Here is a 26450-nt window from a genome sequence, read left to right as displayed (position 1 = left end):
CGCTGCACCTAAATGCATTTCGGGGAGAACCAGCTATCACGGAGTTTGATTGGCCTTTCACCACCCGAACCCGCATCATGACTGTGATGGTTGCGGGAGCACGGATCAGTTACGGAGGTCCCGTCGAGGCCGGCAACAGCGGCGGACGCATCCGCGCGGTAACGGTCGCCGTCGAAGCGCTGCCAATCGGCACGAACCTCTGGGCAGTGAAGGTAAACAACGGCACCTCCGGGCCCATCACCGACCTCGAAGTCGACGTGTACACGGTTGACGGAGATGGCGAGCGCTCGCCATCAAAATGCCTACCTGCGAAGGGCAACATCTCCTTCCGACAGCTAATCAGCGACGTGCTGTCAGAGGGCTTGAGCGGTGGCCTTGACGCTATCGGTCAGCGGGCCCAGTCCATGTACTCAGGATTGCCGCCGGGATTCGGCTTCGGTCCCCAGGTGTCGCAACTGGGCCAATTGGGAGACTTCGGCCCGATGTTGTCCGGCCAGTTCATGAACTCACCCCAGGGAGCTCAAGTACTCCAGCAGATTCAACAACAGATGGTCGACACCTTCCCGCGGGTTGTCCCGGCCGGACAATCGGCGAGCGTCGTCTACGTCGTAGACGGTGACGCCGAGGTTCGCGCCGACATGCAGTTCGCCGATGAGGTGGGAGCGCTCTGGCGTCGACCGTTCGGGGAGTCGCCGGAACCACTACTCGAGGACCGATAACCGGGCACTGCCACTCGGCACGTGATCAAAACTATGTCGGGGAGACCACTGAAAGCTCCTGTCCGTAGGAGTTTTTCAGTGACCATGGCAGATACTTAGATTGAGTCAGGAAGCTACCACAGAGCTACACCTGTCGCCTTTTTCACATGCGTGTTCACTCGTCCACCAGTCTTGCCGACGATCCGCTCAACCAACTTGTAATAGTCGTGGACCTGTTGATAAGTCACATCAGCGCCGGCGTCCCCGCGGTGGGCAATTGCCCCGCGGAGTTCCACAAAGCCGGTGAGTTGCGCGCGTGCCTCGTCCGATGTCATGAGTTCTTTCGCGGGACGACGCGGTTTGCGGACCTTCCACGTGTCGGAGATTCGTTCGATTCCTAACGCCTTGTCGAAGAGCTCGTCGATTTGCGAGGGCTTGGGGGTGTTGAACTGCCTGTTCCGTGACTTGGTGTAAGCCGCCAGGCGCGCGGTGAGAGCTGTACGCCATCCGTCGCCAGCGAGATCCCATACCGCCAAGTCGTTCTTGTCGTCCTTGAGGTCGTGCGCGAGCGCTTGGCGCAGCTTCTTCGGTAGAGCTTGAAAGTCACCGACGTGCGACACGAGGTGTTCCAGTCCCTCGGCGGCGATGTCTTCGCAGTACGCCTCCCAGAACGCCGTTATCAACACAATGGCGGCCTTGTGCACCGCCTGCTCGGCGTCAGGACCAGCGGCATTCTCTCGCGCGATCTCCAGTAGCCGCTCGACATCTTTACTGTTGCCACGGAACGCCTGTGACGATTGCGACGGCATGGGGCGATCCTAGTCGCCTGGCCTTGAGGTCGCCTGCGCATCACCGTCTCGTTTCTGGGCAGTGCAGCGTTCAGGACTGCAATAGCTCTATCGCCAGCTGTGAAGCCTCGCGACGGCGTCCCACGCCCCCTGTGGTGGTTGCTCCGAGTGGTGGGCATTCCCTTCCGATCCCGCATACTTTCGTCACTGGTGACAAAAGATGTTGACGCTCAACCACTTTCGCCGATAGCGTATCTTATGTCGCACTCGATCTTCTGTAGCTCGTGCGCGGGTTGGGTCCGGAGCCCACGGCGTACCGCGGCGGCGGTCGATGTCGATCGTCGGTTGGCCTAAGTCGTCAACTCGTCCCCCGGGTGCTCCGTCCAGGGCCCAGCAGTCACGGACCTAGAACCGCTGAGAAACAACGCACCGGTTATTGGCCCACCACCCGAGTCGTGCCGCCGCCGCAACGGCATATTCGTTTGGCCAGGCCGGTCGACTCTCCTCCGGCTTCCGCATTCTCTATTGGATTACCGCTCGCCAGGTCGACACGGCCGCCCCGGCCAGCAGGCCGGCGGTGAGGACGAAGACGGTGCCGGTTCCGGCCGGGCCGGAGGCGACGGCGGCAGCCAGGGGTATCGCGACCTGTCCAATGCGGTTGCCGGTGATACGCAGCGACAGTGCGGAGGCACGATCGGTCGGGGCGACCAGACCGGTGACCCAGGTCATGGTGAGTGGTTGCGCGAGGCCCCAGAAGAAGCCTGCGGCGGCCATCAGAGACCCTGTGACGACGGGGTGGGGGAAGGCGGGGACGAGGGCGATGGGCACCGCGGAGCACAGGGTTCCGGACACCAGCAACCACGGGCGTGGGACGACGCCGAGCATGCGTGTCAGCAGAACCCGCGACACCATGGCGGCCGCCGCGCGTGCGGTGAGGATCGCTGTCACCGTCATGACTGAGAACCCGTGTTGTTCTCCCAAGACGGGGAGGTAGGCGGTGGTGACATCGAGCGAGGCCAGTACGACGAGGCTGCTGTAGATCGCCGGGCGCATCCCGGTCGTCGACAGCATGGATCGCGTGCTCTGGACCGGTGGTCTAGGCGCGGCCGTCGGTTGAACACGGCACCGTAGGGCTGGGGCTGTGCAGACGCCGGCGGCGAGTACGGCGAGGGCCGCCGCGGCGGTCAGTGCGAGGGAGGTGTCGACATGTCCGGTGGAGTCTCGCGTGGACAGGAGCCCGACGAGGGGAATCCCGGCGAATTGACCCACCGAGACCCACAGGGTCAGCCCGGCGAACTGTCGATCATACTGTCCTGGAGGTGATTTGAGAGGTATGTAGCCCTGTCCGGAGACGATGGTGAGCATGTGTCCGGTCCCGAGCAGGACGCTCCCGGCAGCCAGGAGGGCGATTGAGTCCCCGAGCAGGACGAGACCCACTGCGACGACAGTCACGACAGCTCCGACACGCAGAACGGCGCTCGCGTGGGCACCGTCGACCATCCGCCCGATCGGAATGGCTACCAGCAACGGAATCAGTGAGTATGCGGCCGTGAGGATTCCGACGACGGTACTGTCGGCGAGTTCGAGTGCGTTGTAGGAGATGATGACCCGGACCGCTGCGTAGACAGCCTGCAGAAGGGCCGTGGCCAGACACAGGACCGCGAACCACGACCTCACGTCTGCAGGGGCGCCCCGGGTCCGAAACCGTCACCGACCCGACGGGAGTGGCGTACGACGGGGTTCGCTGCGAAGAAAGGGCTGGCCAGCTGACGCCACCGTGCGAAGTCCTCCGAGGCGCGGAAGCGGACCATGTGGTCGTCGACGGAGTCCCAGTTGACCACCAGGAGATACAGTGTCGGGTCCTCGACGGTGGCGCGCAGATGCATGGCACGGCACCCGGGCGCGCGGCGGAACAAGTCGGTGGCCTCGGGGAGGATCGCTTCGAAGGCGGCGGTGCTCTCCGGTGCGATGCGCAGTTCGGCGATCTCCCATACCTGCTCGTCGGTCACTCCGGTGCCGTTCCGTGTTCCTCGTCGATTCGTGTCGTCACACCGGTGGCGAGGACGGTGCGTGTCGCGTCGATCGAGGCGTAGGTCCAGAAGATGTGCAGCTCGTCGGTCTCGGAGGTGTTGTGGAAGAAGTGGGCGATGCCGGCGGGAATGAAGGAGTTGTCGCCGACCGAGACCGGATACTGCTTGCCGTCGATGTGCGCGACCGCCGATCCTTTGAGGATCAGTACCGATTCGTCGCAGTTGTGGATGTGTTCGGGGATCGCTGAACCGGGGCCGAACATGGTGATTCCGTTCAAGAAGTCCCGTGCGCCCACCCGTTGCGAGACCAGCGGGACGGTGCGGGCCCCGCCTCCGCGCTGGCGCGGTTCGATGTCGTCGGAGCGCAGTATGACGGCAGGGCGGCCGTCGTCGCTGGCGGTGTCGGTGTGACCGGGAGTGTCCGCGTTCATCGCTTCTCAGTTTCTCTTGTTGCCGAAGTTCGCTATTCGGATACGGGTGCGGTGGCGGCGGGTGCAGTCATCGACCACCAGGTGCGGACGTTGACGAACTCCCGGATGCCGGCGGAGGCGAGTTCGCGGCCGTAGCCCGAGCGCTTGGTTCCACCGAACGGCATGCGTGCGTCGGAGGCGACGACGGAGTTGATGAAGCAGGCGCCGGAGGTGATGCGTCGGCCGACGCTGATCGCGGCATCGATGTCCGAGCTCCACACACTGGCGCCGAGACCGAAGCGGGTGTCGTTGGCGACAAAAACCGCCTCGTCGGCGTCGGCGACGGGGATGATCGTGGCGACGGGCCCGAACATCTCGTCGTGGTAGGCATCCATTCCGGGGCGAACATCACCGAGGACGGTGGGGGAGTAGAAGTTTCCCGGCCCGTCAACTCGTTCACCGCCCGTCAGGAGCATGGCGCCGGCGCGCACCGATCGGTCGACCTGCGCGGCGACGCCGTCGAGCAGATCGGCCCGGGCCAGCGGGCCGACCTCGGTGCCCTCGGCTTCCGGATTACCCACCACCAGTGCGTCGACGGCCTCAACCACGCGACGTGTGAAGGGTTCCACGACAGCAGCTTCGACGATGAACCGCTTGGGTGAGATGCAGGACTGACCGGCGTTGAGGAAGCGGCCCTTGACGGCGAGACGGGCGACCTGGGCGAGATCGGCGTCGGCAAGGACAACGAACGGGTCCGACCCACCGAGTTCGAGGACGGACTTCTTGATCTCGCGTCCGGCGACGGCGCCGACGGCGCTCCCCGCGCGTTCGGAACCGGTGATGGTGACCGCGCCGATGCGGGGATCGGCGATCAGACGCTCGGTCGCCTCGGGGACGTTGGCCTCGGCGACTAACAGCGCAGTGAACAGGCCGGCCGGAAGACCAGCTGCTTCGAGGAGCTCCTGCGCACGCAGAGCAGTACCGGTGGTGTTGGGCGAGTGCTTCAACAGTGCGGCGTTTCCCGCCATCAGCGCTGGTGCCGCGAACCGGAACACCTGCCACAGGGGGAAGTTCCACGGCATGATCGCGAGTACAACACCAACAGGCTCATAGGAGACCCAGCTCGCATCCGCGGACGTCTCGTAGCGTTCGTCGGCTAGGAAGCGCTCTGCATTGTCCGCGTAATACTCCAGTCCGACGGCGCATTTCTCGACCTCCGCGCGTGACTCGGGGAGCGGCTTTCCCATCTCACGCGTCACCAGGAGCGCAAGTTCGTCGGACTGCGAACGCACGGTCTGCGCCGCACGGTGCATAATCTCCGACCTGTGAGCGAACGTGGTGCCCGACCACTGCCGTTGCGCGGCAGCAGCGGTGTCCAGGGCGGAGTCGATCTCGACATCCGACATGGCCGGGTACGACGCGAGCTCGATGCTGGTCGCGGGATTGACGGTGGTGATGTTCGAAGCAGTCACAGGTTCTCGTCCTCGTGGTCGTGTCACCGACACACGCCGAACGGCTTGTCGGTGATGTCGCGCGACAGGCTGCCAGGCGCGTGACAGCGACGGTAGCGACCAGAGCGGTATTTTACAATCCCGTAGTACCAGAACTTGTGAGCCGATTGCTGTGGGGAGTGCTGAGCAGAGGGTTCGATCGGGTTCGATCAGCCTCGGTGCGGCGACGTCACGGTGAGCTTCTCTGGATAAATGGTCGCGAGATGCCGGTGCATCAGTGAGCTCGCCCGTGCGTTGTCTCCTTCGAGGAGCAGGTCCGCGATATGGACGTGCTCACGGCATCGGGCCAACGATCGTTCCGGATCGAGGGTGTGCCGGTAGGCGATAAGTCGCCTGGTCCTGTCGATACGTCGCAATGCGTCGACGAAGTACATGTTCTGGCTGCAGGCGATGAGGACTTCATGGTGGTGGGAGTTCAGGTCGAACAACTCGGCGTTCGATACCGTGCTCAACCCGCCATCGACCAGCCACTTCTGTCGGTCACGTGATTGCTGCACCGCCTCACGGTCCAGCTCAAAGGTCGGCTCGAGCATGGCGGCCGGCTCGATCACTAGACGGAAATTGTAACTGTCCTCGTAGGCTTTCATTGAGGTCAGCATGGGTGCGAACTCCCACCCGTAGCCGGGCAGGCGCTCGATCCACCCCTCGTTGCTCATCCGGCGCAACAGCTCGGCGAGCTCAGATCGGGTCAGCCCATAACGACGGGCCAGCTCATTCTCGGTGATCTTGTCCTCGAGTCGACCGTCCAGACGGTCCTCAGCGACCCGCAGATATGTCTGATCCCGGCTCGCGCCCGAATCGACAGGGGCGACCATGGCCGGCGGTTCTGCCAGGACGACGTAGCCGCCGCGCTCGGCGGGCGCAATCACGCCCTGATCGGCCAAGAGCTTGAGTGCTCCACGCACCGGCGACCGAGACACCTTGAGTTCCTCGGCCAGGCGCCTTTCGACAAGACGCGCCCCTGGCTCGACATGGCCTGCCCTGATGAGGTCGGCGATCTGGCTCGCGATCCGCGTCATCAGGGGCGTAGCGGTGATCGTCACGAAGTCCACCTCCCGGGGGTCGACCGATCGTAGCAACGATCAGCCATGTTGGTATCAAGTGGTTGCAAAATACCTACAGCGCAGTTAGTGTCTTGCCTCACAGCAACGCGTGCCGCCCGACATTACCTCCAGCGGCGAGGGTCCGGATCACGCCGAGGCGTGCAGACCGACCCGCGCCGCCGCCCCCTCCGACCACCCGATCTAGGAGCATTCATGCTCGCAGTACTCGGCTTCGCCACACTCGGCTCGTTCATGCTCCTGGTCATGCGCCGGTGGGCGACGGCGTTCGTGGCCATCATCGTCACCCCCATCGCCTTTGCCACCGTCGCGGGGTTCGGCCCGCAACTCGGTGACATGATCCTCACCGGACTCGAAACCGTCGCTCCCACAGGTGTTCTGCTGCTGTTCGCCGTTCTCTACTTCGGACTGATGATGGACGCGAACTTGTTCGATCCGGTCTCGAACGCGATCCTGCGCGTCTCCAAGGGCGACCCGGTGCGGATCTGCGTGGGAACAGCAGTCATGTCGTTGACCGTCGCCCTCGACGGTGACGGAACCACCAGCTACATGATCATCTGCTCGGCGTTCCTGCCCATCTACCGCAGACTCGGCATCAATCCGCTGGTCATCGCCACCGTCGCCACCATGTCGTTGGGTCTCATCTCCGGGTCCACACCATGGGGCGGTGCTGCCACCCGTGCGATCAGCGTGCTCAACCTCGATGCAGCCGACTACTTCGTGCACATGATTCCCGCGCTCGGACTCACATCGCTGGTCATCATCGCCGTCGCCTATGTCCTCGGCCGTCGCCAGCGCCGCAACGTCGACCCGGATGCGGTGAAGACCCTGGCCGCCGAGATCCAGGCTGCGCGAAAGGAACGCAAGGAACGCGCAGGCTGGCGCATGTGGTTCAACGCAGCACTGACCGCCCTGCTGCTGGTACTACTCGTCCTGGGAGTCGCACCACTGGTCGTCTTGTTCATCTGCGCGTTCATCATCGCGCTGGTGGTCAACTACCCGGAACTGTCGACCCAGAACGAAGTGATCAAGCGACACGCCTCCAGCGCGGTCCCCGTCGTCATGCTCGTGCTAGGTGCCGGAGTCTTCACAGGCATTCTGTCCGAGTCCGGCATGATCTCCGCCATGGCCGACACCATGCTCAGAGTCGTGCCCGAATCGCTCGGCGGGTTCATCCCACTTTTCACCGCGATCATCGGAATCCCGTTGAGCTTCTTCATGAGTAACGACGCCTACTTCTTCGGCATCCTCCCCGTCTTGGCCGAGTCGGCGGCCCAGTACGGCATCCACGCCAATGAGATCGCCCGCGCAGGCGTGATCGGCCAGATGGCGCACTCCATCGGCCCCGCCTCCGCGCCCCTGTGGGTGCTGCTCGGGCTCCTCAAGACCGACCTCGGGTCCTTCCAGAGATTCGCCCTGCTCTGGGTACTCGGAGTGTCCCTCGCATTCGTAGCCATGGCAGTGCTCACCGGCGCCATCACCATCCCAATCTGACTCCGCCCCAACCACACCCGCCCCACAGGAGCCCTACATGGACATCGCCGTTCTCTACTCCTCGACCCCGGAAGGGCACGCGGCCCTCGCCGCGGCAGCCGAGAACGCCCGCGGCAGCAACGCATCACTGGCGGTGCTCGTCCTACAGCACGAGGTACCAAGCACGGACGAAGCCGCCACCGCACTGCGCGCCGCACTAACTGAGGACGTGCGCGAGACGATCGGCACCGACCTGCCGGTCACCATGACCGAGATCGTGCCGACCAACGGAGCCGACGCCGTCTCCTCTCTCATCGACTACGTCGCCGAGCAGAACCCGCGCCTGCTGGTGGTGGGCTCACGCCGACGGTCGGCCGTCGGCAAACTCCTGCTCGGGCGCGAGCTGCAGCGCATCGTCCTGGACGTGACATCACCCATCCTGCTGATCAAACCGCCTGCCGCCACCTGACACCCATCGCCTCATACCGACCCTGCCCCACACAACAACGAAAGTAGACACACCATGACCTCGACTTCACTGCGACTCGGACTCCTCAACGGCGACGGAATCGGCCCGGAGATCGTGCCCGCAGCGGTCTCCGCAGTCGACGCCGCTTTGTCCGCGGCGAACGCGCCTGCGGCCGAGTGGATCACTCTCCCGCTGGGCCGCTCGGCCATCGACACCCACGGCAGCGCCACCCCTCAGGAGACGCTCGACCAGCTTGCCGACACCGACGGGTGGCTGCTCGGACCCCATGACAGCGCTGCCTACCCCGAGCCGTTCAGGTCCGAACTCAACCCCAGCGGCACCATCCGCAAACACTTTGGGCTCTTCGCCAACATCCGGCCCGCCAAGTCCTTCGACGGAACACGCGCGATCGTGCCGGGAACCGATCTGGTGATCGTGCGCGAGAACACCCAGGGCTTCTACGCCGACCGCAACACCTTCGCCGGGACCGGCGAGTACATGCCCGACGAGAACACCGCCATCGCCATGGGCATCATCACCCGCTCCGCGGTGGAGAAGATCGCCGAGGTGGCCTTTGAGCTTGCCCGCACTCGCTCCGGGCGCCTGACCATCGTGCATAAGGCCAACGTGCTGCGCCTGACCACCGGGCTGTTCCGGGACGTATGTCGAGAAGTCGGCCAGCGCTACCCCGAGGTGACAATCGACGACTACCACATCGACGCGATGACCGTGCACCTGGTGCGCAACGCGGACAAGTTCGACGTCGTCGTCACCGAGAACATGTTCGGAGACATCCTCTCTGACCTCGCCGGCGAGATCGCGGGCTCACTCGGAATCGCCCCGTCCATCAACGCCTCACTCGACCGCGCCATGGCACAGGCATCCCACGGCTCCGCACCGGACATCGCCGGCCGCAACATCGCCAACCCGATCGCCATGATCAACTCCACCGCGATGCTGCTCCAGTGGCTCGGCACGAGGCACGACGACCCGGCACTGACCAAGGCCGCAGCGTTCATCGAGCAAGGCGTCGAAAAGACCGTCGCCGCGGGAACCGTCACCGCCGACATGGGCGGCACCAGCGGAACCCGCGAGTTCGGTGATGCCGTCGCCGCCACCATCGCCACTCTCGAATCCGCCTGAGACGACAGGGGGGATCCCCACCATGACCGACGGACCACTGATCGTCGTCGTGCACTCGACGACGGCTTCAATCGCGCCCGCGGCCGCGGCAGTGACCGCCGAGTTGCCCACCGCTCGAGTGTGGAATCTGCTCGACGATCGTCTCGGATCGGACGCCGAGGACGCTGGAACTGTCACCCCGGCGCTGGGCGACCGCATGAGCACCTTGATCGGCCACGGGCTGCGCGGCGGTGCCGATGCCGCGCTCGTCGTCTGTTCGATGTATGGAGCGGTCACGGCCGAGGTCGCAACCGCTACCGGTGTCCCTGTCGTCAGCTCCGACGCGCACATGATCGACGAGATCCTCCATCGCGCACCCCGCCGGGTCGCAGTGCTGGCGTCACTGCGCACCTCGGCGGCGGACTCCTCGGAGCGGATCTCGCATCGATTGCGAGACATCGGATCACCCACTGAAGTTGTGCCGATCTACTGTTCCGGCGCCGCGGCGGCGGCCTCGGCGGGCGACGAGGCCGCTCTCGCCGCGGCCTTGACGACCGGGATCGAGGAGGCGGGCGGGACGTTCGACCTGATATGCATCGCGCAGTACTCCCTTGCCCCGGCACACGCGGCGCTGGCGCGGCGCGTCGATGCACCCGTGATCAGTGCGCCGGTCCACGCCGCACGCGCCATCGCCGCTGCGATAGCGCCCCGGAAGGAGAATCGGCCATGACCGCTCCCCTCATCGGATGCATCGCTGACGACCACACCGGCGGGACGGACATAGCTGCGGCTCTGCGACGCAACGGCCTGCGAACCGTCCTGCTGTTCGGATCACCCGACATCGGTACCGAACTCGCCCCGTGCGATGCGGTGGTCGTCGCGTTGAAATCTCGGGCGTTGCCGGTCCGTGAGGCGATCAGCGCGACACTCGCCGCGCACGCTTGGTTGACCCGTGACATCGGCGTCGGGACGATATATCTGAAGTATTGCTCGACGTTCGACTCTACCGATGACGGCAACATCGGCCCGGTCTGCGACGCCGTAACCGAGGCCGACGGGCAGCGCGTCGTGGTGCACTGCCCGTCCGCACCCGACCACGGGCGCACCATGTATCAGGGGCACCTCTTCGTTGGTGACCGTTTGCTGTCGGCATCGTCGATGCGGCGACACCCGCTGACACCAATGACGGACTCGAACATCGTCGCAGTCCTCGGCCGTCAAACCCCCTACGCGGTAGGCCTCATTCCGTCCGCCGTCGTCCGCACCGGATCGGCCGCCATCCGCACCGCTATCGCGGGCATCGCCGACCGAGACGTGCGGCATGTGCTCATCGACGCAACCGACAACAGCGACCTCGCCACAATCGCTGCCGCCGTGCTTCCCGCCCGCGGGGTGCTCGCCGGGTCCGCCGGACTCGCCGGGGCTCTCGGGAGGGTTCTGCACGACAGCATGCCGCCGACCACCGACACCAACGCGGCCGCGCCCGCAACGTCTGGACCGGTCCTCGTTCTGGCCGGCAGTTGTTCAGACGTCACACTCGGCCAGGTCGCCCTCGCCCGCACCAGATTTCGGCACCACAGACTCGACCCGCGCGCCGGCGACGTCGACGAGCTGTACACAACGGCGCTGCAGTGGCTCACCGACAACCTCCGGAGTGAGCCGATCATGATCTATTCCTCCGCCCCTGCAGAGGAACGCGGCCCGTTCGACCCTGCACTCGCCGACCACCTCGAAACTGCCATGGGCGAGCTCGCTCGCGCTGCCGTCGCGCTCGGCGCAGCCACGATCGTCGTCGCGGGGGGAGAGACCTCGGGCGCCGTGGTGACCGCGCTGAACATCGGCAGCGTCACCGTCGAGTCCGAACTCGATCCCGGAGTCCCTTGGTGCCGTACGACTTTCGACGACCGCCCGCTCGCCCTCGTCCTCAAATCCGGCAACTTCGGCCGCCCCGATCTACTCCTGCGCGCCGCGACGACAGAAAGTTCTCAGAGATGACCATCGCGGACGACATTGTCGCTCTTGGGGCATCGTTCTTCTCGCGTGGACTGACCTTCGGGCGGACCGGAAACCTCAGTGCCGTCGACGAGGACGGCACCATCCTCATGACACCGACCGGTGTCTCACTCGGTCAACTGAACGCCCGAGCACTCTCGCGGATCGACCACGACGGGCGACTCCTCGACGGCCCCCCTCCGACGAAAGAACAGTTCCTGCACCTGTCCATGTACGCTGCGCGACCGGAAGCGCGCGCGGTCGTCCACACCCACAGCACCTACTCCGTCGCCGTGTCCTGCCTCGCCGACACCGACCCCCGCGACGCGCTTCCACCTCTGACGGCGTACTACGCGATGCGGGTCGGAACTCTGCCGCTGCTCCCGTATCACGCACCTGGCGATGACACTCTCGGACCGCTGGCACGATCACTCGCCGTCGACCATCACGCACTCCTGCTGGCCAACCACGGCCCGGTTGTGGCCGGCACCGACCTCGACACCGCCGCCGACGCGCTCGAAGAACTCGAGGAAACCGCCAGACTCCACCTCATCCTCCACGGCCGAGCCACCTCGCCCGTGACTTCAAGCGAGGCCACGCGCCTACAAAAAACACATCGCTGAGAAGGTGAAACACCCCAACGGCTCGGCAGTTTCGAGGACGGGGCCTACGCCGACTTTCCTCGTCAGTACGGGACCACGCCACGCTGGATTGAGCAGAGTAGCGACGGTCACACCATGCTTAGCGATCTGCAATGGAGCGCGTTCCGATGCAATATGGGTGAGGATGGCGCCCGGCCGCCGGGGAGGACGACTCGGGTGCCATCCTCGTCTGCCGCCCGGAAGGTGTTCCTGATGCGCGACAGCGCCTAGGACAGTTATCGTTACGTCACGTGACGAATAACTCAAGTTATCGCGGACTGGAATCCGTTATGCGGCAGCTGATTTCGTATGCCGATAATAGATATTATGTCGCGTAAACCACTGCTTATTGCATCAGGTGCATCAGGCCAGCCACTCCTTGTTCGATGACGACGTACTTGGGACTTTTACACCCTAGTTGAAACTCGATGACTCCTACCCGCGACTCCGAGGTCGCTTACCTGCACGAGCCCGGACCGGAACTTCTACATCGGTTGTCACCGAGGCTCTTTGACGACCGCCAACCCGCGAAGTCTCACATCCAATGACAGCATTGGCAACGCATCAAGTACCGCAAACCCAGGTCAGGGACCCCCAAGTGCCTGTCACCGCTACCGACGTGCTGTCACCAGACGGTCGCCGTCTGTTGGTGTCAATGACGTGCGCCGGCACCTGCCGACGCCACAGCCTCGAAAGTCCGCCGCACATGCCACACAAGGTCCAGGCGCAACGCCTCGGTTGACAGTAGCCATCGATACTCATCGTGCTCCGCGGGGCTGAGCACCACCGGCGCCAGCGGCGCAGGCTCAATCCCCAGAAAGGTCACCGTGTGGAAACAGATCGGCCGACCGCCAGTGTCGGCGTTGGTGAAATGTGTGATCTCGTCCGCGATCCGAACGTCCAGCGCCACTTCCTCGGAAGTCTCGCGAAAAGCAGCGTCGCGCGCAGTCTCGCCAGGTTCGACGCTCCCGCCCGGGATGTCCCACTGGCCGCCGAGGTAGCGGCCGGCGCCGCGCTTAAGCAGGAGGTAGCGGCCGTCGCGCGCGACAAGGGTGTGCGCAACCCACCGGTGGTCGGAGAACCGCAGTCCGTCGTCGTACATTGCCATCTTCCTCCCTTGTCGAGCTCTCATGCCGGAAAGCTCCCGAACCCCGATACGTGGCATCGAGCCTCAACTAGAGTGGCAGTGTCTCAACTACGTTGTCATCCGACACTCCTACTGATTCCAGAGCATGGTCGCGAATGCCGCTGCTGAACAGCGGCATTCGAGGGTTCGCTAACAGCGACGGCGCGGGCTCACGCTTGATGGTCTGGTGCAGACTACTGCCGGTTTCAACGCGACGACCTGCGAAGTTGGTGTCCATGATGCATCGGATGAGATGCTCCAGGAGCGTCCTACGTCGTCTGTAGCGCGCACCGGCGACCTGGGACACTCGGTCACGTGGACGAGATCAGCGACGTTGGTGAGAAAGCGGCGGTCATCCTTCGAACTGCGGGAGTCGAACTCGCCCCTGGCCTCACCGACGCCGAGTTCGATGCAGTCACAGAGCAGCATGGGTTCAGGTTCAACCCCGACCATCACAGTCTGCTTGCGACCGCTTTGCCCGTCGGAGACCGTTGGCCCGACTGGCGCAATGGCGATGAGACGTATCTGCGTCAGATGCTCGACTGGCCGGCCCGCGGAATGGTCTTCGACGCACTTCGCCAGGACCCGCCATTCTGGGGCGCCTCATGGGGCCACCGGCCTGCAGCAGAAAGTGACGTCGAGGCGGTCACGCGGCGTGAGTTGGCAAAGTGGCCACGGCTCATACCGATCTTCTGCCATCGCATGACACCTGCAGCTCCCTCACCGTCTGGGTCGCCGGTGTTCTCTGTCTGGCAGACCGACGTCATCTTCTACGGGGCCGATCTCCTCGAGTACCTCGAGAACGAGATGGCCGGGTACGGAATTCGGCACCTCTCCCCTAGAAGAGTCGACGTTCCTTACTGGACCAAGTTTGTCGAGGCAGCTAACAGCGCCGATGTGATCTGATGTCGCCGACGGAAGGACCATCACGCAGGGCGGTGTTCGGCCGCTCAGCGCACCCGATCTTGCCAGTGTCCTCATCGACCTCGATCTCTCGACGACGCTCTGCCTAGGAACACGCAGTGAACGAATATGCGGTGATACCAGCAAGGCACTGATGGTGTCACGCCCGACTCGTTCCGGGGCGGAATGCTCAACGGCCATGGCGTGTGCCGCTTGAAGTTCAGGAGAGCTCTTTGCGAAGCAGGGCAGCGCCCTGGGCGAGCGCGACCATCTTCTGCCGTGCGACGCCACGAGCGAGCGGCGCCATTCCGCAGTTCCCGCTCGCGTAGAGCTTGTCCTTGTCGACGAACGGGAGTGCGCTGCGCAACGTCGCTGCGACGTCCTCCGGCGTCTCGATGGCGTCGCTGGCCACGTCAATGGCGCCCAGCATGACCGTCTTTCCGCGAAGCAGTTCGATCACCTCGACAGGAACCCGCGAGTTGTGACTCTCCAGCGACACAATGTCGATCGATGACTGCTGCAACAGCGGGAACGACTCCTCGTATTGGCGCCACTCAGCCCCCAGCGTCGCCTTCCAGTCGGTGTTGGCCTTGATGCCGTAGCCATAACAGACGTGAACGGCGGTCGTGCAGCTCAGCCCTTCGGTCGCACGCTCGAGCGCTGCGACACCCCAGTCCTTCAGTTCGTCGAAGAACACGTTGAACGCGGGCTCGTCGATCTGGATGATGTCGACGCCGGCCGCCTGCAGGTCCTTCGCTTCCTGGTTCAGGATGGTCGCGAACTCCCACGCGAGCTGCTCGCGACTCCGGTAGTGGTCGTCGAAGAGCGTGTCGACCATCGTCATCGGACCGGGCAGAGCCCACTTGATCGGCTGATCGGTCTCGGCGCGAAGCCGCTTCGCGTCACCTGCGAAGACGGACTTCTCGCGAGTTACCGCACCGACAACCGTCGGGACGCTCGCGTCGTAGCGGTCGCGGATGCGCACGGTTTCGCGACGGTCGAAATCGACGCCACTGAGGTGCTCGATGAACGTCGTCACGAAGTGCTGGCGCGTCTGTTCACCATCGCTGATGATGTCGAGCCCGGCGCGACTCTGATCGTGTGCCGCGAGCGTCTGGGCGTCGAGCTTCCCTTGCCGCAGTTCGTCGTCGGCCAACTTCCACGGGGACCAGAGCTTCTCTGGCTCGGACAGCCACGAGGGCTTGGGCAGGCTGCCGACGATCGTGGCAGGCAGGAGCGTGTTCATCTCGGGTACCTCATTTCTCGCGTGATCAGGCCGATTGCTTTGTCGCCCAGCGCTCTAGGACATCGCCGTACGGTTTCATGAGACTCACCTCGGTGAGCTTTCCCTGGATGGACGCGAGCTGAGTGCGCTCGACACGGTCGTAGGTCACCTGCGGAAGCGAGTAGTTGCTGTAGTCGAGACTCGGCCGGTACACCTCTCCCGCCGCCGCGTTCGCGTTGTAGATCTCCGGACGGTAGATCTTCTGGAACGTCTCCATCGTCGCGACCGTTCCCGCGAGCGCTATGAACGAATAGTCGTTGAGCAGATCGCCGCGGTGGTAGAAGGCGAGCGGGGCAACGGAACCCGGAGGCATGAAGTAGCGGACCGTGAGCCCCATCTTGCCGAAGTACTCATCGGTGAGCGACAGCGCGTCCGCCACATACTCCACCCCGAGAATCGGGTGGTGGTTCGTGAGCCGGGTGTAGGTTCGCGACGTCGAGACGCTGATGCAGATGACCGGCGACTGGGAGAACCGTTTGCGGTACTCGTCCGATTCGAGGAAACGCTGAAAGACCTGTCCGTGCAGATCGCCGAAGTCGCTGGGAACACCTGTCGCCTGGTGCTCAGGGAGCCTAACGCTGAAATCGTAGTCGCGAATGTAGGAAGAGAGGTTGTTTCCGACGATGCCCTCGGTGCGGGTGCCCGTGGCGGTATCGACGACGTCCACGTCGAGCACCTCGATCACCGGAAACGCGGCGTCGTCCCCGGCCGATGTCAGATGCAGGTCCACCGAGACGATGTCGAGTTCGAGTTCGTAACGGTCGCCGCGCGGATTGTCCCAGTGGAGCAGCTCGTTGACCCGGGTGTTCATCATCGTCACCGCATTGCGCAGGTTCTGCTGACGGTCGTCGCCGCGTGCGAGATTCGCGAAGTTCGTCGTCCCGCGAGAGCGGCTCGACGGGGTGTAATCCTCGTCGAAGCGCGTCGTACCGATGCTGAAGACACATTCGTCCGTCATGTTGATCAAATTCCCCATCCACTTTCGCCGCGCTCGACGACGGGCGCGACCGCACGATTCACTGTCCGAGTTTCGAGGCACTTCGATGTCGGTCCCGACGGCCGAGCGCCAGTCGGCAAGGCCGACAACCAGAGTCGGCGGACCGAAGCGGCGTTGACAGCAGTCTATATAGAGGCGTGCCCATAGCCTAATTAGGCTGTGCGATAGCTGGATATAGGAATCAGCTATGTCAGTAGATCGACTCCGAAGCTCGAGACCACGTCGCGCATCTCCGCCACGAACCGCTCCGCCTGGGCGGTCAATGAGACCGACCCATGCCTGATCCAACCGATCTCGATGCGTTCGTCCACGTCGAGTGGGACAGCGACAATCGACGGATCCAGATCGTCGGAGATGATGCCGGTCGAGATGGTGTAACCGCCGAGACCGATCATCAGGTTGAAGATGGTCGCTCGGTCGCTCACGCGGATGTCTTGCTTCGATGAACGCGTGGAGAGGATCTCTTCGGCGAGATAGAACGAGTTGTTCACGCCCTGGTCGAACGTGAGCCGCGGCAGGTCTTCGAGATCCTCCAGCGTGACACTCTCTTTCCCGGCTAGGGGGTTCGTGCGGGCGATGAAGATGTGCGGTGTCGTGAAGAACAGCGGCGTAAAGGTCAGACCCGCTTCGCGGAGCAGCTTATTGATCACGTTCGCGTTGAAACTGTTGCGATAGAGCACGCCGACCTCACTCCGCAGAGTGCGGACATCTTCAATGATGTCCCACGTCCGGGTCTCCCGAAGACTGAACGCGTACTCCGCGGCGTCAGAGGCTTTCACCATGCGAGCAAAGGCGTCAACGACGAACGAATAATGCTGAGTGGATACGGCAAGGAGCCGGCGCGAGGGTCCGCGCCCGAGATAGCGCTGTTCCAGCAGCTCCGCTTGCTCGACGACCTGGCGCGCGTAGCCGAGAAACTCCGCCCCGTCGTCGGTGAGGGTGACTCCCCGGTTCGAACGGACGAACAATGAACGTCCAAGCCGACTTTCGAGGTCCTTGAGCGCCGCGGACATGGTCGGTTGAGCCACGTAGAGCGTGTCCGCAGCGGCACTGATCGAGCCCTCCGCTGCCACCTCCACGAAGTAGCGCAATTGCTGCAGGGTGATTCCACGTAGCGCGCCCTCAGCCTGCCGTGCCATCCCAGAAGACTAACGAAGCCACCGCCGTCACCAGTGCCGGGCACGCGAGATACGAGGCAGTCCTCAATCCGACGGTGCGATTCCCACCACGACCGTGCTGGCCCCCACCTGCGAGGCGGGTCGTTCGAACACCCGCACCGCGAGCCACCGTCGTCGCTCGCCGTCATCGTCACGGGCCGGGTAGAGCTCCACCGAGAACTGCAACGCGTCGCTACCTGGGCATTTGAGGCGTGCCCTCAGCCCATCGGTTCGTCGACGAGCGGCTCGTCGACGATCTCGAACGGAGCCGTCGCGGCACCCCATCGCCGGCACACCCACACCCCGTCGGAGTACTCCAGTTCGATGGAACCGGTGTTGCCCAGGTGGGTCGCGGCGGCGAACCGGGAGTCGATGCCGGCCAGACGTGCGGCGACCAGGCGAATGGCCGCACCGTGACTCACCAGGAACACATCGCGCTGGTCCGGTCCGGAGAGGTACATGTCGGCGAGGTCCTCGACCGTCGGCAGGTACCGGTCGTAGACCATCGCGAGCGACTCGCCGCCCGGGATGCGTGCGTCGAGGTCGCCGTCGTGCCAGCGATGCATGATGTCCTGGAAGACCTCGTACGACTCGCGGTCGGTGCGGTCCTCGAGGTCACCGGCCTGCACCTCGTGCACTCCGTCGACGGCCGCGGTCTCCACATCCCACACCGATCCGATTAGCTCGGCGGTCTGACGTGCACGGAGTGCGCGCGAGCTGAGCAGCACCGCGTGGTGTTCCGGAGTGTTCTCCAGGCCGAACCGAACACCTTGGCGCGCACCGAAATCGGTGAGTGCGGCACCGGGCAGGGCGGTGTCCAGTCGGCGCATGACGTTCGACGTGGTCTCGCCGTGTCGGACCAGATGCAGGCGTGCCATCACTTGCCCCCTCGTCGCATCGATTCGACCCAGGCGAGCGACTCCGTGTGATCGGGTGGTGCCGAGCCGGTGGTGCGCACCGCGGGCCACGACCCGAGGAACACCACGCGCTCGCACCGGCGCTGGAGGGCGGCAAGCGCTTCGGCGACCGCCGCGTCGTCGATGTGCCCGACGGCGTCGAGGAAGAATCGGTACCGTCCGGCGATGCTGCGGCCCTGGGCCTCGTCGCGCTGCGGGCGCGACTCGATACGCGTGAGGTCGATTCCGCGCGAGGCGAATTCGTTCATCGCCGCCATCAGGCTGCCCGGTTCGTTCGACAGGTCGAGTATGACCGAGGTCCGGTCGGTGCCGGTGCGGGGCAACGGGATACCCGGACGGCCCAGGAAGAGGAATCGGGTGGTCGCCTCCCGCGCATCGGCGACACCGTCGGCCAGCACGACGAGCCCGGACAGTCGCGCCGCGAGCCCGGTGGTGACCGCGGCGTCCGCCTTCCCGGCCGCAACATCCTGCGCGGCAGCGGCATTCGAACTCGAGATGACGAACTGCGCATTCGGGAACAGCTCACCCACCCGACGACGCACCTGCGCGGACGCAACCGGGTAGGCGGCGATGGTACGGACCTCGGCCGCGGGCAACGGCGAGACCGCGGCGATCGTGAAGGAGATGTCGAGCACGGTCTCCGCGAACGCCTGCACGCGCCCATCGGCGTCATCGGAGGTCGAGGGCACCAGCGCATCCATCGTCGCGGGCACCGAACCCTCCATCGAGCTCTCGATCGGCACACAGCCGTAGTCGGCCTCACCGCTGCGGACCATCGCAATCGTGGCGGCGGGACTCGACGCGGCCACCCGGTCGATCCCGCCCGACAGGTCGAGGCCGGCACTGGACTGATGCGCGGCGAGGACCGCGTCGAGTGCCATCTCGGTGAAGGTTCCGGGCGGGCCGAAGTAGGCGATCACAGGCACCACACGAGCCTAGTGGAAGCCGGTCCGGCGGGACCGTTCGCGCTCGACCGACATCGACGCATCCGCACCGAAACCATTGACGCGTGCGCTCTGGGAATTTAGGTTAGGGTTACCTTTCAAGCCCGCCGCCCCCGCGACGCCGACCGGAGAGACAGTCATGACGAGAACGACGACCGACCGCCCGACGGATGCCGAGATGATCCAGACGGCCTGTCGTCGGGTCGGTTCCGCCATCCTGGCCATCGAGGGTGCCGACGCCACCCCGATCGAGGTCGTCCACCTCTTCGAGTCCCAGGCGTTCGTCCTCGTCCCGACCACCGGTGATGCCATGCGGGCAGTCGACGAGGCCGAGGGCGTGCCCGCGATGCTCGAGGTGACCGACTGGGCGCCCATCGACCTGCGCGAACGCGTGCGGTCGGTGATCTGGCTGAACGGCACCCTGCACGAGGTGCCGCGCGACCTGGAACGTGACCTGGCGATCGAGATCGCCGCCGAACACCCCGACGACGGGCTGCTCGACATCGGGCACGGCGCATCGATGTTGCGACTGCAGGTCGACACCGCGGTGATCGCCTCGTCGGACGGTGCGGCCTCGGTGCCTGCCACCGAACTCGCCGACGCCGACCCCGACCCGTTCTGGGAGCACGAGGGCAGCTGGCTCGAGCACCTCGACACCGACCACGCCGACATCGTCGGCCAGCTCGTCCGCAAACTCCCCGCCGACCTGCGCACCGGACGGGTGCGGCCGCTCGGGCTCGATCGATTCGGCATCCGGTTCCGCATCGAGGGACTCGACGGCGACTCCGACGTCCGGCTCCCCTTCGCCCGCCCGGTCTCCGACGTGTTCGAACTCTCGCGCGCGCTGCGCAACCTCGCGGGTTGCCCCTTCCTGAACTCGATGCCCGACTGAGTCGCGTCGCGCGGTGACAACGCGCGCCGTCTGCCGATGTCGCCGCCCACCGCGGGGTTTTAGGCTGACCGGCATGGCCCTGCGCGAGTACCTGAAGCCGTCCCCGCACGGCATCCCGGTGGTCACCGACCGGATCGAACGACGCGGCATCATCGTCGAGCTGGTCATCGTCGGCGTCCTGACGTTCGCGTTCTCGGCACTCTCCGCGGCGCTGGCACTACTCGAGGCCCAGCTCGCCGGTGGGATCGGCGAGACGACGGTCGCCCTCAATCCCAGTCGCTCCGACCTCGGACCCATCGACGCCGTCCGGCAGATCATGAGCGGGCTCCGTCTGTTCGCCATCGCCGCCCTGGGCGTGTATCTGTTGTGGCGCAGTGGGATCGGACTCTCGCGAGTCGGACTGGGCCGGTGGACTCCACGCCGCGACGTCCCCGCCGGGCTGGTTCTCGCCGCCGTCATCGGCCTCCCCGGGCTGGCCCTCGTCGCCGTGGCCCGCGCCCTCGGCCTCAACGCGAGCCTCGTGCCCAGCCAGGCCGACACCTGGTGGGAGTGGCCGGTTCTCGTGCTGATCGCCATCGGCAACGCCGCCGCCGAGGAGATCGTCGTGGTCGCCTACTTCATCACCCGGTTGCGTCAGCTCGGCGCGTCCGACGGCGCGTCGCTCGCGGCCAGCGCGCTCCTCCGCGGCGGGTATCACCTGTATCAAGGCTTCGGTGCCGGCGTCGGCAACCTGGTCATGGGAGTTGTCTATGGCCGCTTCTACCAGGTCAGCGGTCGCGTCTGGCCGCTCGTCATCGCCCATGCGGTCATCGACGTGGTGGCCTTCGTCGGATACGGGCTGCTGCGCGATCATCTGTCCTGGGTCGGATGACGACCCCGACCCCCGTCGAATGCGCTGTTTTCCGGCGAACCTGCACTCTTTCCCGTCGACCGTGCGCGTCTACCGGACCGGTGTTGAACACGGTGAGATGATTCTATAGATTCGTCTCATGACCGTCGATGTGCCGCCCGGCCCGACCGCCGCGCCGGCCGACCTCCCGTTTCCGCGACGCCATCGAGCCGCCGAGTCCCGCGGCCGACGCATCGGCAAACTCCTGAAGGTCTACAACCATCTCCGCGAACCCACCGACGACGAGCTCGCTCGGCTCGGGCGCCGGCTGCGCGCCCGGGACGAACCCGCTGCGGCGCTGGTCCGGGCCATGCGTCTCCCGAGGGATGCCGACGGCCGGGTGTCGATGCGCCAGTTCGAGCAGGCGCTCGCCGGCGACATGCCGTCCGACGCCCCGGCCGCCCTCCGCGACTTCTTCGCCCTCGTCGAAGACACCCCGGACTGGGTCGGTCCCGATCTCTGCGACCGCGGCGCCGCGGTCTACCGACGGTTCGGCCAGAACGCCAACGACGTCCTGTTACAGCTCTCGCTGATCGGCGGCTACCGCTTCGGCGGGCCCGCCGATCTGCTGGTCGCAACCGGCGGCCTCACCGGGAACACCGTCATCCGACGGCTCGGCGAGACACAGACCTGGGCCATCGCGGTCGGCGAACCGGGCGGCATGGCACGCGACGGCGCGGGCTGGCGGCTCACCGTCCACGTGCGCCTCATGCACGCGCTCGTGAACGAGAGGTACGAGCACAACGGCCGCTGGGACATCGACCAGTGGGGTCTGCCGATCAACCAGTCCGATCTCGCCGCAACGCTGAACCTCTTCAGCGGCGCACTGATGATGGGGGTCCGCGCCCTCGGCGTCCCGGTGAGCCGCGACGACTCCCGCGCGCTGATGCATCTCTGGAAGTACGTCGGCTGGCTGATCGGGGTCGACGACGACTGGCTCTTCGACTCCGAACGTGAGCAGCACCAGCTGAGCTACGCGGTCCTGCTGGCACAGCACGACGTGACCGACGCCGGCGCGGCGCTCACCACGGCGATCGTCGACGCCCAGGATCGCCTGCACTACCGGCTGTTCCCCCGGCTGGCCGCGCGCTACACCCGGGCCCGCCTGGTCAGCATGCTGCAGGGTTTCCTCGGTGTCCGCGGCATGCGCGACCTCGGATTGCGGCCCGCCCTGCCCTGGGCCTTCGGTCTCGCGTGGATACGCAACACGCTCACCTACCAGGTCATCGCGCGAACGCCGGCCGGCCCGCGCTATCTGGAATGGACCGGTGCCCGCGCCCGACGCCGAGCCCTCTTCCGCCACTTCGGCCCCGACACTCCCGACATCGGTTCGCTCGCGGAGCGCTGACGGCCCGGTCCGGTCCGGTCGTCGAAATCGGTTCGTCCCCATCGTTGTCGCACGCGACATCGACCGGGAGCCCAATCGGGTTCGCGGGCAGGCGTTTTGCAGCGTGCGGGGACCGATCATGGCAGCACGATTCGGAGCTGCTCGGTCGAAAGACGCTCCCGCAACGGAAATCGACTGTCGCGGCACCGGCCCGGCGCCTACGGTGAACCGATGTCGATGACCGGGACGATCCGAGAATGGAACCACGACGAGGGCTGGGGTGTCATCACGTCACCGGCGCTGTCCGGCGCCATTCATGTAACCACTTTCGTCGTTCGTGTTCGGGCCGTTCAGAATCTCGACCAGCTGTCCCTGCCCGGCTTGCGTCCGGGGACCGTCGTCGACTTCGACCATGCGATAGCTGTTCCGCCGGAACGCGGATGTCGATATGTGGCGCTGTCGGTCTGGCCGTCCGATGTCGCCCAGCCGGACCGCACTCGCAGCGGCGCGTTCCGAACAGCGCTGTGGCACAGCGTGGGTGTTGCCGGCCCGGACGGTCTCACGACCATCGAAGAGACGGCGCTCACGGGGACACCGGCGCCGCCACCTCCAACCTCCCTCATGCCGAACACCTCTGGAACCGTGCGTTTCTGGAACGACGAGGAGGGCTGGGGCGTTCTCGACTCGGACGCCACCCCGGGCGGGGCATGGGCGTTCTACAGCGAGATCACCGGCACCGGCTTCCGGAACCTGTCGCCGGGACAGAGCGTCGAGTTCCAGTACGAGCACCCCGGTCAGGAGGGTTACGCCTACCGCGCGAACAACATTCGCGTCACGTGAGTCGCTCGTCGGCGTCGTCGTCGTCGTCGACACGATCATCGTCGACGTCCGGTCGTCCACCCGACCCGGTGACCCGCGCTAGGAGGTAGAGCCCGAGCCCGACGACGATCAGGATGCCCGCACGCAACCAGGTCGATGCGCTCTGCTGCGTCATGAGGACGACGCAGGAGATCACCGCGAGTACCGGCAGGATCGTCGGCGCCCGGAAGTGGTCGGTGTCCGTCCGGTCGCGGCGCAGCACCAGAACCGCGACGTTGGTGCTGACGAACACGAACAGCAGCAGGAGCACCACGGTTTCGGCGAGTGCCGCGACCGTGCCCGTCGCCGCGAGGACCATCGCGACGGCGGTGGTGGCCACGATCGCCGTCCAGGGCGTGCGACGACGGGGCAAGACCTTCGCGAGCGCGCCGGGGAGCAATCCGTCACGAGCCATGCCGAAGGTCAGGCGCGACGCCATGATCATCGTGAGCAACGCGCCGTTCGCGACGGCGATCAGCGCTATCAGGGAGAACACCCGGTCGGGTATCCCGACATCGGCGATGGAGACGACCTCCAGCAACGGACCCGACGACTCCACGAGCCGCTCGGGTGGTGCGACCACCGACACCGCCAGACCGACGAGCACGTACACCACGCCGGCGGCGAGTAGCGCGCCGAACAGCGCCTTCGGGTACACCCGTCGCACGTCGCGGACCTCCTCGGCCATGTTCGCCGAGGTCTCGAACCCGACGAACGAGTAGTAGGCGAGCAATGCGGCGCCGAGTACGGCGAGCGCCGGTGTGGTCTCGTCGGTGAACTCCAGCACCCGCCGCGGCTCGCCATCACCACGACCCAGCACGATGCCGGCCAGCACGACGACGAGGACGAGTCCGGAGACCTCCACGACGGTCATCACCACGTTGGCTCGCAGGGACTCGGTGATCCCGCGGGCGTTCAGTGCCGCGACCGCGACGAGAAACACCAGCGCCGCGACCGTGGTGGGCACATCGAGAAAGACCTGTAGGTAGTCACCGGCGAAAGCCAGCGCAAGTCCGGCGGCGCTAGTCACACCGGCGGCCAGCATGCAGAACCCGACGAGGAAGGAGACCAGCGGATGGCGGTAGGCGTGTCGCGCGAAGACCGCGGCGCCACCGGCCCGCGGGTACTTGGTGACGAGCTCTGCGTACGACGCCGCGGTCAGCATCGCCAGCGCGAGGGCCAGCGCTAGCGGCACCCAGATCGCTCCGCCGACCTCCCCGGCGACCTCGCCGACCAGCGCATATATTCCCGCGCCGAGGACGTCGCCCAGGATGAACAGGAACAGCAACTTGCCGGTGATGGCGCGACGCAGCGGGGTGTGGCCACCGTCGGTTCCGGTATCGCCGCTCCCGGTGTCATCGGAGGTGGCGCCGGCCTCGGCGACGTGTTTCTCGGTCATGGCCGGTCCTGTACCCCGTTCGGGCCGGAACAAGACCTCCGCGGCAGATCTCTCCGGGGAGTCGACGCCCACATCGGCACACCAACCGACCGACATCGGATACGGCGGCCCATGCGTACATTTGATGGGATGAACGAGCAGGACCCGCCGATCCTCCGGCGAGGTCGCCCCGGACCGCCGATGCCGTCCGGGCGGCCAGCGGGCCCGCCCCCGCGCCCGGGGCCGCCTCCCGGCCAAGGCCACCGCCCACCTCCCGGCGCCGGTGTTCCGTCCGCTCATCCGCAGGCCATGCCGCGAATCCCCGCGCACGGTCCCGACCCGCGCCGTGCTCCGGGCCCCGGTCCCAGCGGCCGACCACCGCATCCCTCCCCTGCCGACCGGCCGTCCCCGTCGGCGCGGCCCGGTCCCGCCGGGTATGCCCCCACCCAGAAGCCCGAACCGATTCCGGACCATCGGTCCCGCGGCCCCCGGCCGCCGCACGCGGACCGTCGCGACCGTGACCGGTCCGCAGGCCGGCCACCCGCGCCGCCACGACCGGTCACTCCGCCTCGTCCCCGACGCACCGGCCGCCGCGCGGTCCGCGTCGGCAGGATCCTGCTGATCCTGCTGCTCGTCGTCGTCCTCGGTTCCGTCGGACTGCTGTTCTACTACGACTCGAGACTCGACCGCATCGACGCGCTGCGCGCCTACGCGGGACGCCCGTCGGACACACCCGGCACCAACTGGCTCATCGTCGGCACCGACTCCCGAGCCGATCTCACCGAAGAACAGCGCCGGGCGCTGGCCACGGGTGATGCCGCCGGTTCCCGCACCGACACGATCATGCTCGTCCACAACCCCCCGGGCGGCGGCAAGGCGATCGTGGTGAGCATTCCGCGCGACCTGTACGTGGAGGTTCCGGGTCACGGCAGCCTGAAGCTCAATGCCTCGTTCGGCATCGGCGGTCCGGCACTGCTCGTGCAGACCGTCGAGAACCTCACCGGAATCCACATCGACCACTACGCCGAAATCGGTTTCGGCGGATTCGACACCCTCGTCGACTCGGTCGGCGGCGTCGACATGTGTATCGACCAGCCGCTGAACGATCCGAAAGCGGGCCTGCGCCTTGCGAAGGGCTGCCATCGGCTCGACGGGCGCCAGGCGCTGGGACTGGTCCGAACGCGCGCCTTCCCGCGAGCCGACCTCGAGCGTGTGGTCAACCAGCGAAAATTCCTCGCGGCACTGGTCTCTCGCGCCACCAGTCCGACGGTGCTGCTCAATCCGTTCCGGCTCTTCGGTTTCGTCGGCGGCGCCATCGACGCACTGACGGTCGATGAGCGAGATCACATCTGGAACCTCGCGTCGCTCATGTTCGCACTTCGCGACCCCATCACGACCACGACACCCGCCGGCGAGAGCACCTTCACCGACGAGGGGCTGGCGCTACCGGTCAACGAGCAGACCGAGGAGTTCTTCGGCCTCCTCCGCGCAGGTCAACCCATCCCCGACGAGCTCCTCGTCGACGCCGGATGACCGTCGTGGAAAGGGTCCCCAAACGCAGGCGAGACTAGCCTTACTTAGC

26 protein-coding genes are annotated in these 26450 nt (G+C 65.7%); 13 read left to right on the top strand and 13 right to left on the bottom strand.

Annotated features, from left to right (window positions below; genetic code table 11):
• Positions 1-86 precede the first annotated feature (86 nt).
• Positions 87-719: a hypothetical protein gene (locus AC3B6C_RS08575; RefSeq protein ID WP_488375684.1), complete on the top strand. Its 633-nt coding sequence runs from the start codon at positions 87-89 to the stop codon at positions 717-719.
• Between the two features lie 113 nt (positions 720-832).
• On the opposite strand, the gene AC3B6C_RS08570 is transcribed toward AC3B6C_RS08575, so the two are convergent.
• From AC3B6C_RS08570 to AC3B6C_RS08545, 6 genes are all read right to left on the bottom strand, one after another.
• Positions 833-1507: a HEPN domain-containing protein gene (locus AC3B6C_RS08570; protein WP_488375683.1), complete on the bottom strand. Its 675-nt coding sequence runs from the start codon at positions 1505-1507 to the stop codon at positions 833-835.
• A 501-nt stretch (positions 1508-2008) separates the two neighbouring features.
• Positions 2009-3163 carry an MFS transporter gene (locus tag AC3B6C_RS08565; RefSeq protein WP_488375682.1) on the bottom strand — a complete coding sequence of 385 codons (1155 nt, stop codon included), beginning with the start codon at positions 3161-3163 and terminating at the stop codon, positions 2009-2011.
• Complete coding sequence (locus tag AC3B6C_RS08560) at positions 3160-3495, bottom strand: putative quinol monooxygenase (RefSeq protein WP_488375681.1); 336 nt, start codon at positions 3493-3495, stop codon at positions 3160-3162. The genes AC3B6C_RS08565 and AC3B6C_RS08560 overlap by 4 nt, the downstream gene beginning before the upstream one ends.
• A complete protein-coding gene (locus AC3B6C_RS08555; protein WP_488375680.1) occupies positions 3492-3947 on the bottom strand; it encodes a cupin domain-containing protein in 456 nt (151 codons plus the stop codon). The genes AC3B6C_RS08560 and AC3B6C_RS08555 overlap by 4 nt, the downstream gene beginning before the upstream one ends.
• A gap of 32 nt (positions 3948-3979) precedes the next feature.
• On the bottom strand, positions 3980-5398 hold the full coding sequence (locus AC3B6C_RS08550; RefSeq protein ID WP_488375679.1) for an NAD-dependent succinate-semialdehyde dehydrogenase: 1419 nt from the start codon (positions 5396-5398) through the stop codon (positions 3980-3982).
• A gap of 188 nt (positions 5399-5586) precedes the next feature.
• Positions 5587-6480 (bottom strand): GntR family transcriptional regulator, encoded by an 894-nt coding sequence (locus tag AC3B6C_RS08545; protein ID WP_488375678.1) that lies wholly within the window; start codon positions 6478-6480, stop codon positions 5587-5589.
• 213 nt (positions 6481-6693) lie between these two features.
• Here AC3B6C_RS08545 and AC3B6C_RS08540 point away from each other — a divergent pair, with 213 nt between their 5' ends.
• The 6 genes from AC3B6C_RS08540 to otnC are packed head-to-tail and all read left to right on the top strand — an operon-like array spanning position 6694 to position 12177.
• Positions 6694-7992, top strand: a complete 1299-nt coding sequence (locus AC3B6C_RS08540) for a CitMHS family transporter (protein ID WP_488375677.1) — start codon at positions 6694-6696, stop codon at positions 7990-7992.
• A gap of 37 nt (positions 7993-8029) precedes the next feature.
• On the top strand, positions 8030-8440 hold the full coding sequence (locus AC3B6C_RS08535; protein WP_488375676.1) for a universal stress protein: 411 nt from the start codon (positions 8030-8032) through the stop codon (positions 8438-8440).
• Positions 8441-8494: 54 nt separating this feature from the next.
• Positions 8495-9583 carry an isocitrate/isopropylmalate dehydrogenase family protein gene (locus tag AC3B6C_RS08530; RefSeq protein WP_488375675.1) on the top strand — a complete coding sequence of 363 codons (1089 nt, stop codon included), beginning with the start codon at positions 8495-8497 and terminating at the stop codon, positions 9581-9583.
• A gap of 22 nt (positions 9584-9605) precedes the next feature.
• On the top strand, positions 9606-10292 hold the full coding sequence (locus tag AC3B6C_RS08525; RefSeq protein ID WP_488375674.1) for a hypothetical protein: 687 nt from the start codon (positions 9606-9608) through the stop codon (positions 10290-10292).
• Positions 10289-11557: a 3-oxo-tetronate kinase gene (gene otnK, locus AC3B6C_RS08520; RefSeq protein WP_488375673.1), complete on the top strand. Its 1269-nt coding sequence runs from the start codon at positions 10289-10291 to the stop codon at positions 11555-11557. Before AC3B6C_RS08525 ends, otnK begins: the two co-directional genes overlap by 4 nt.
• Positions 11554-12177 carry a 3-oxo-tetronate 4-phosphate decarboxylase gene (gene otnC, locus AC3B6C_RS08515; RefSeq protein WP_488375672.1) on the top strand — a complete coding sequence of 208 codons (624 nt, stop codon included), beginning with the start codon at positions 11554-11556 and terminating at the stop codon, positions 12175-12177. Before otnK ends, otnC begins: the two co-directional genes overlap by 4 nt.
• A gap of 670 nt (positions 12178-12847) precedes the next feature.
• Here the strand turns inward: otnC and AC3B6C_RS08510 are convergent.
• Entirely contained in the window at positions 12848-13297 is a 450-nt protein-coding gene (locus AC3B6C_RS08510; protein ID WP_488375671.1) for an NUDIX domain-containing protein, read from the bottom strand.
• 339 nt (positions 13298-13636) lie between these two features.
• Between AC3B6C_RS08510 and AC3B6C_RS08505 the strand changes: the two genes are divergently transcribed.
• A complete protein-coding gene (locus AC3B6C_RS08505; RefSeq protein ID WP_488375670.1) occupies positions 13637-14227 on the top strand; it encodes a hypothetical protein in 591 nt (196 codons plus the stop codon).
• A gap of 217 nt (positions 14228-14444) precedes the next feature.
• Here AC3B6C_RS08505 and AC3B6C_RS08500 read toward each other — a convergent pair whose 3' ends face one another.
• The 5 genes from AC3B6C_RS08500 to pheA form a co-directional block, all read right to left on the bottom strand.
• Positions 14445-15470, bottom strand: a complete 1026-nt coding sequence (locus AC3B6C_RS08500) for a methionine synthase (RefSeq protein WP_488375669.1) — start codon at positions 15468-15470, stop codon at positions 14445-14447.
• Positions 15471-15495: 25 nt separating this feature from the next.
• Positions 15496-16467: a putative oxygenase MesX gene (locus AC3B6C_RS08495; protein ID WP_488375668.1), complete on the bottom strand. Its 972-nt coding sequence runs from the start codon at positions 16465-16467 to the stop codon at positions 15496-15498.
• Between the two features lie 224 nt (positions 16468-16691).
• Entirely contained in the window at positions 16692-17645 is a 954-nt protein-coding gene (locus AC3B6C_RS08490; protein ID WP_488358500.1) for a LysR family transcriptional regulator, read from the bottom strand.
• Between the two features lie 236 nt (positions 17646-17881).
• Positions 17882-18541, bottom strand: coding sequence for a histidine phosphatase family protein (locus AC3B6C_RS08485; RefSeq protein WP_488358499.1), 660 nt, complete (start codon positions 18539-18541; stop codon positions 17882-17884).
• On the bottom strand, positions 18541-19509 hold the full coding sequence (pheA, locus tag AC3B6C_RS08480; RefSeq protein WP_014924924.1) for a prephenate dehydratase: 969 nt from the start codon (positions 19507-19509) through the stop codon (positions 18541-18543). Before pheA ends, AC3B6C_RS08485 begins: the two co-directional genes overlap by 1 nt.
• 154 nt (positions 19510-19663) lie before the next feature.
• Between pheA and AC3B6C_RS08475 the strand changes: the two genes are divergently transcribed.
• From AC3B6C_RS08475 to AC3B6C_RS08460, 4 genes are all read left to right on the top strand, one after another.
• Positions 19664-20416 (top strand): DUF2470 domain-containing protein, encoded by a 753-nt coding sequence (locus tag AC3B6C_RS08475; protein WP_014924923.1) that lies wholly within the window; start codon positions 19664-19666, stop codon positions 20414-20416.
• A gap of 73 nt (positions 20417-20489) precedes the next feature.
• Positions 20490-21287: a CPBP family intramembrane glutamic endopeptidase gene (locus AC3B6C_RS08470; protein ID WP_488375667.1), complete on the top strand. Its 798-nt coding sequence runs from the start codon at positions 20490-20492 to the stop codon at positions 21285-21287.
• Positions 21288-21405: 118 nt separating this feature from the next.
• Positions 21406-22653: an oxygenase MpaB family protein gene (locus AC3B6C_RS08465; RefSeq protein WP_488375666.1), complete on the top strand. Its 1248-nt coding sequence runs from the start codon at positions 21406-21408 to the stop codon at positions 22651-22653.
• A 210-nt stretch (positions 22654-22863) separates the two neighbouring features.
• Positions 22864-23472, top strand: a complete 609-nt coding sequence (locus AC3B6C_RS08460; RefSeq protein WP_488375665.1) for a cold-shock protein — start codon at positions 22864-22866, stop codon at positions 23470-23472.
• Here AC3B6C_RS08460 and AC3B6C_RS08455 read toward each other — a convergent pair.
• Positions 23465-24889 (bottom strand): APC family permease, encoded by a 1425-nt coding sequence (locus AC3B6C_RS08455; RefSeq protein WP_488375664.1) that lies wholly within the window; start codon positions 24887-24889, stop codon positions 23465-23467. The genes AC3B6C_RS08460 and AC3B6C_RS08455 overlap by 8 nt on opposite strands.
• Positions 24890-25177: 288 nt before the next feature.
• On the opposite strand from AC3B6C_RS08455, the gene AC3B6C_RS08450 reads away from it, so the two are divergent.
• On the top strand, positions 25178-26401 hold the full coding sequence (locus AC3B6C_RS08450) for an LCP family protein (protein ID WP_488375663.1): 1224 nt from the start codon (positions 25178-25180) through the stop codon (positions 26399-26401).
• The last annotated feature ends 49 nt before the right edge of the window (positions 26402-26450 follow it).

This window comes from Gordonia sp. 11cp (genome assembly GCF_057767225.1).
Note: the sequence above shows the minus strand (reverse complement) of the source record. Positions and strands in the feature narration are given on the sequence as shown.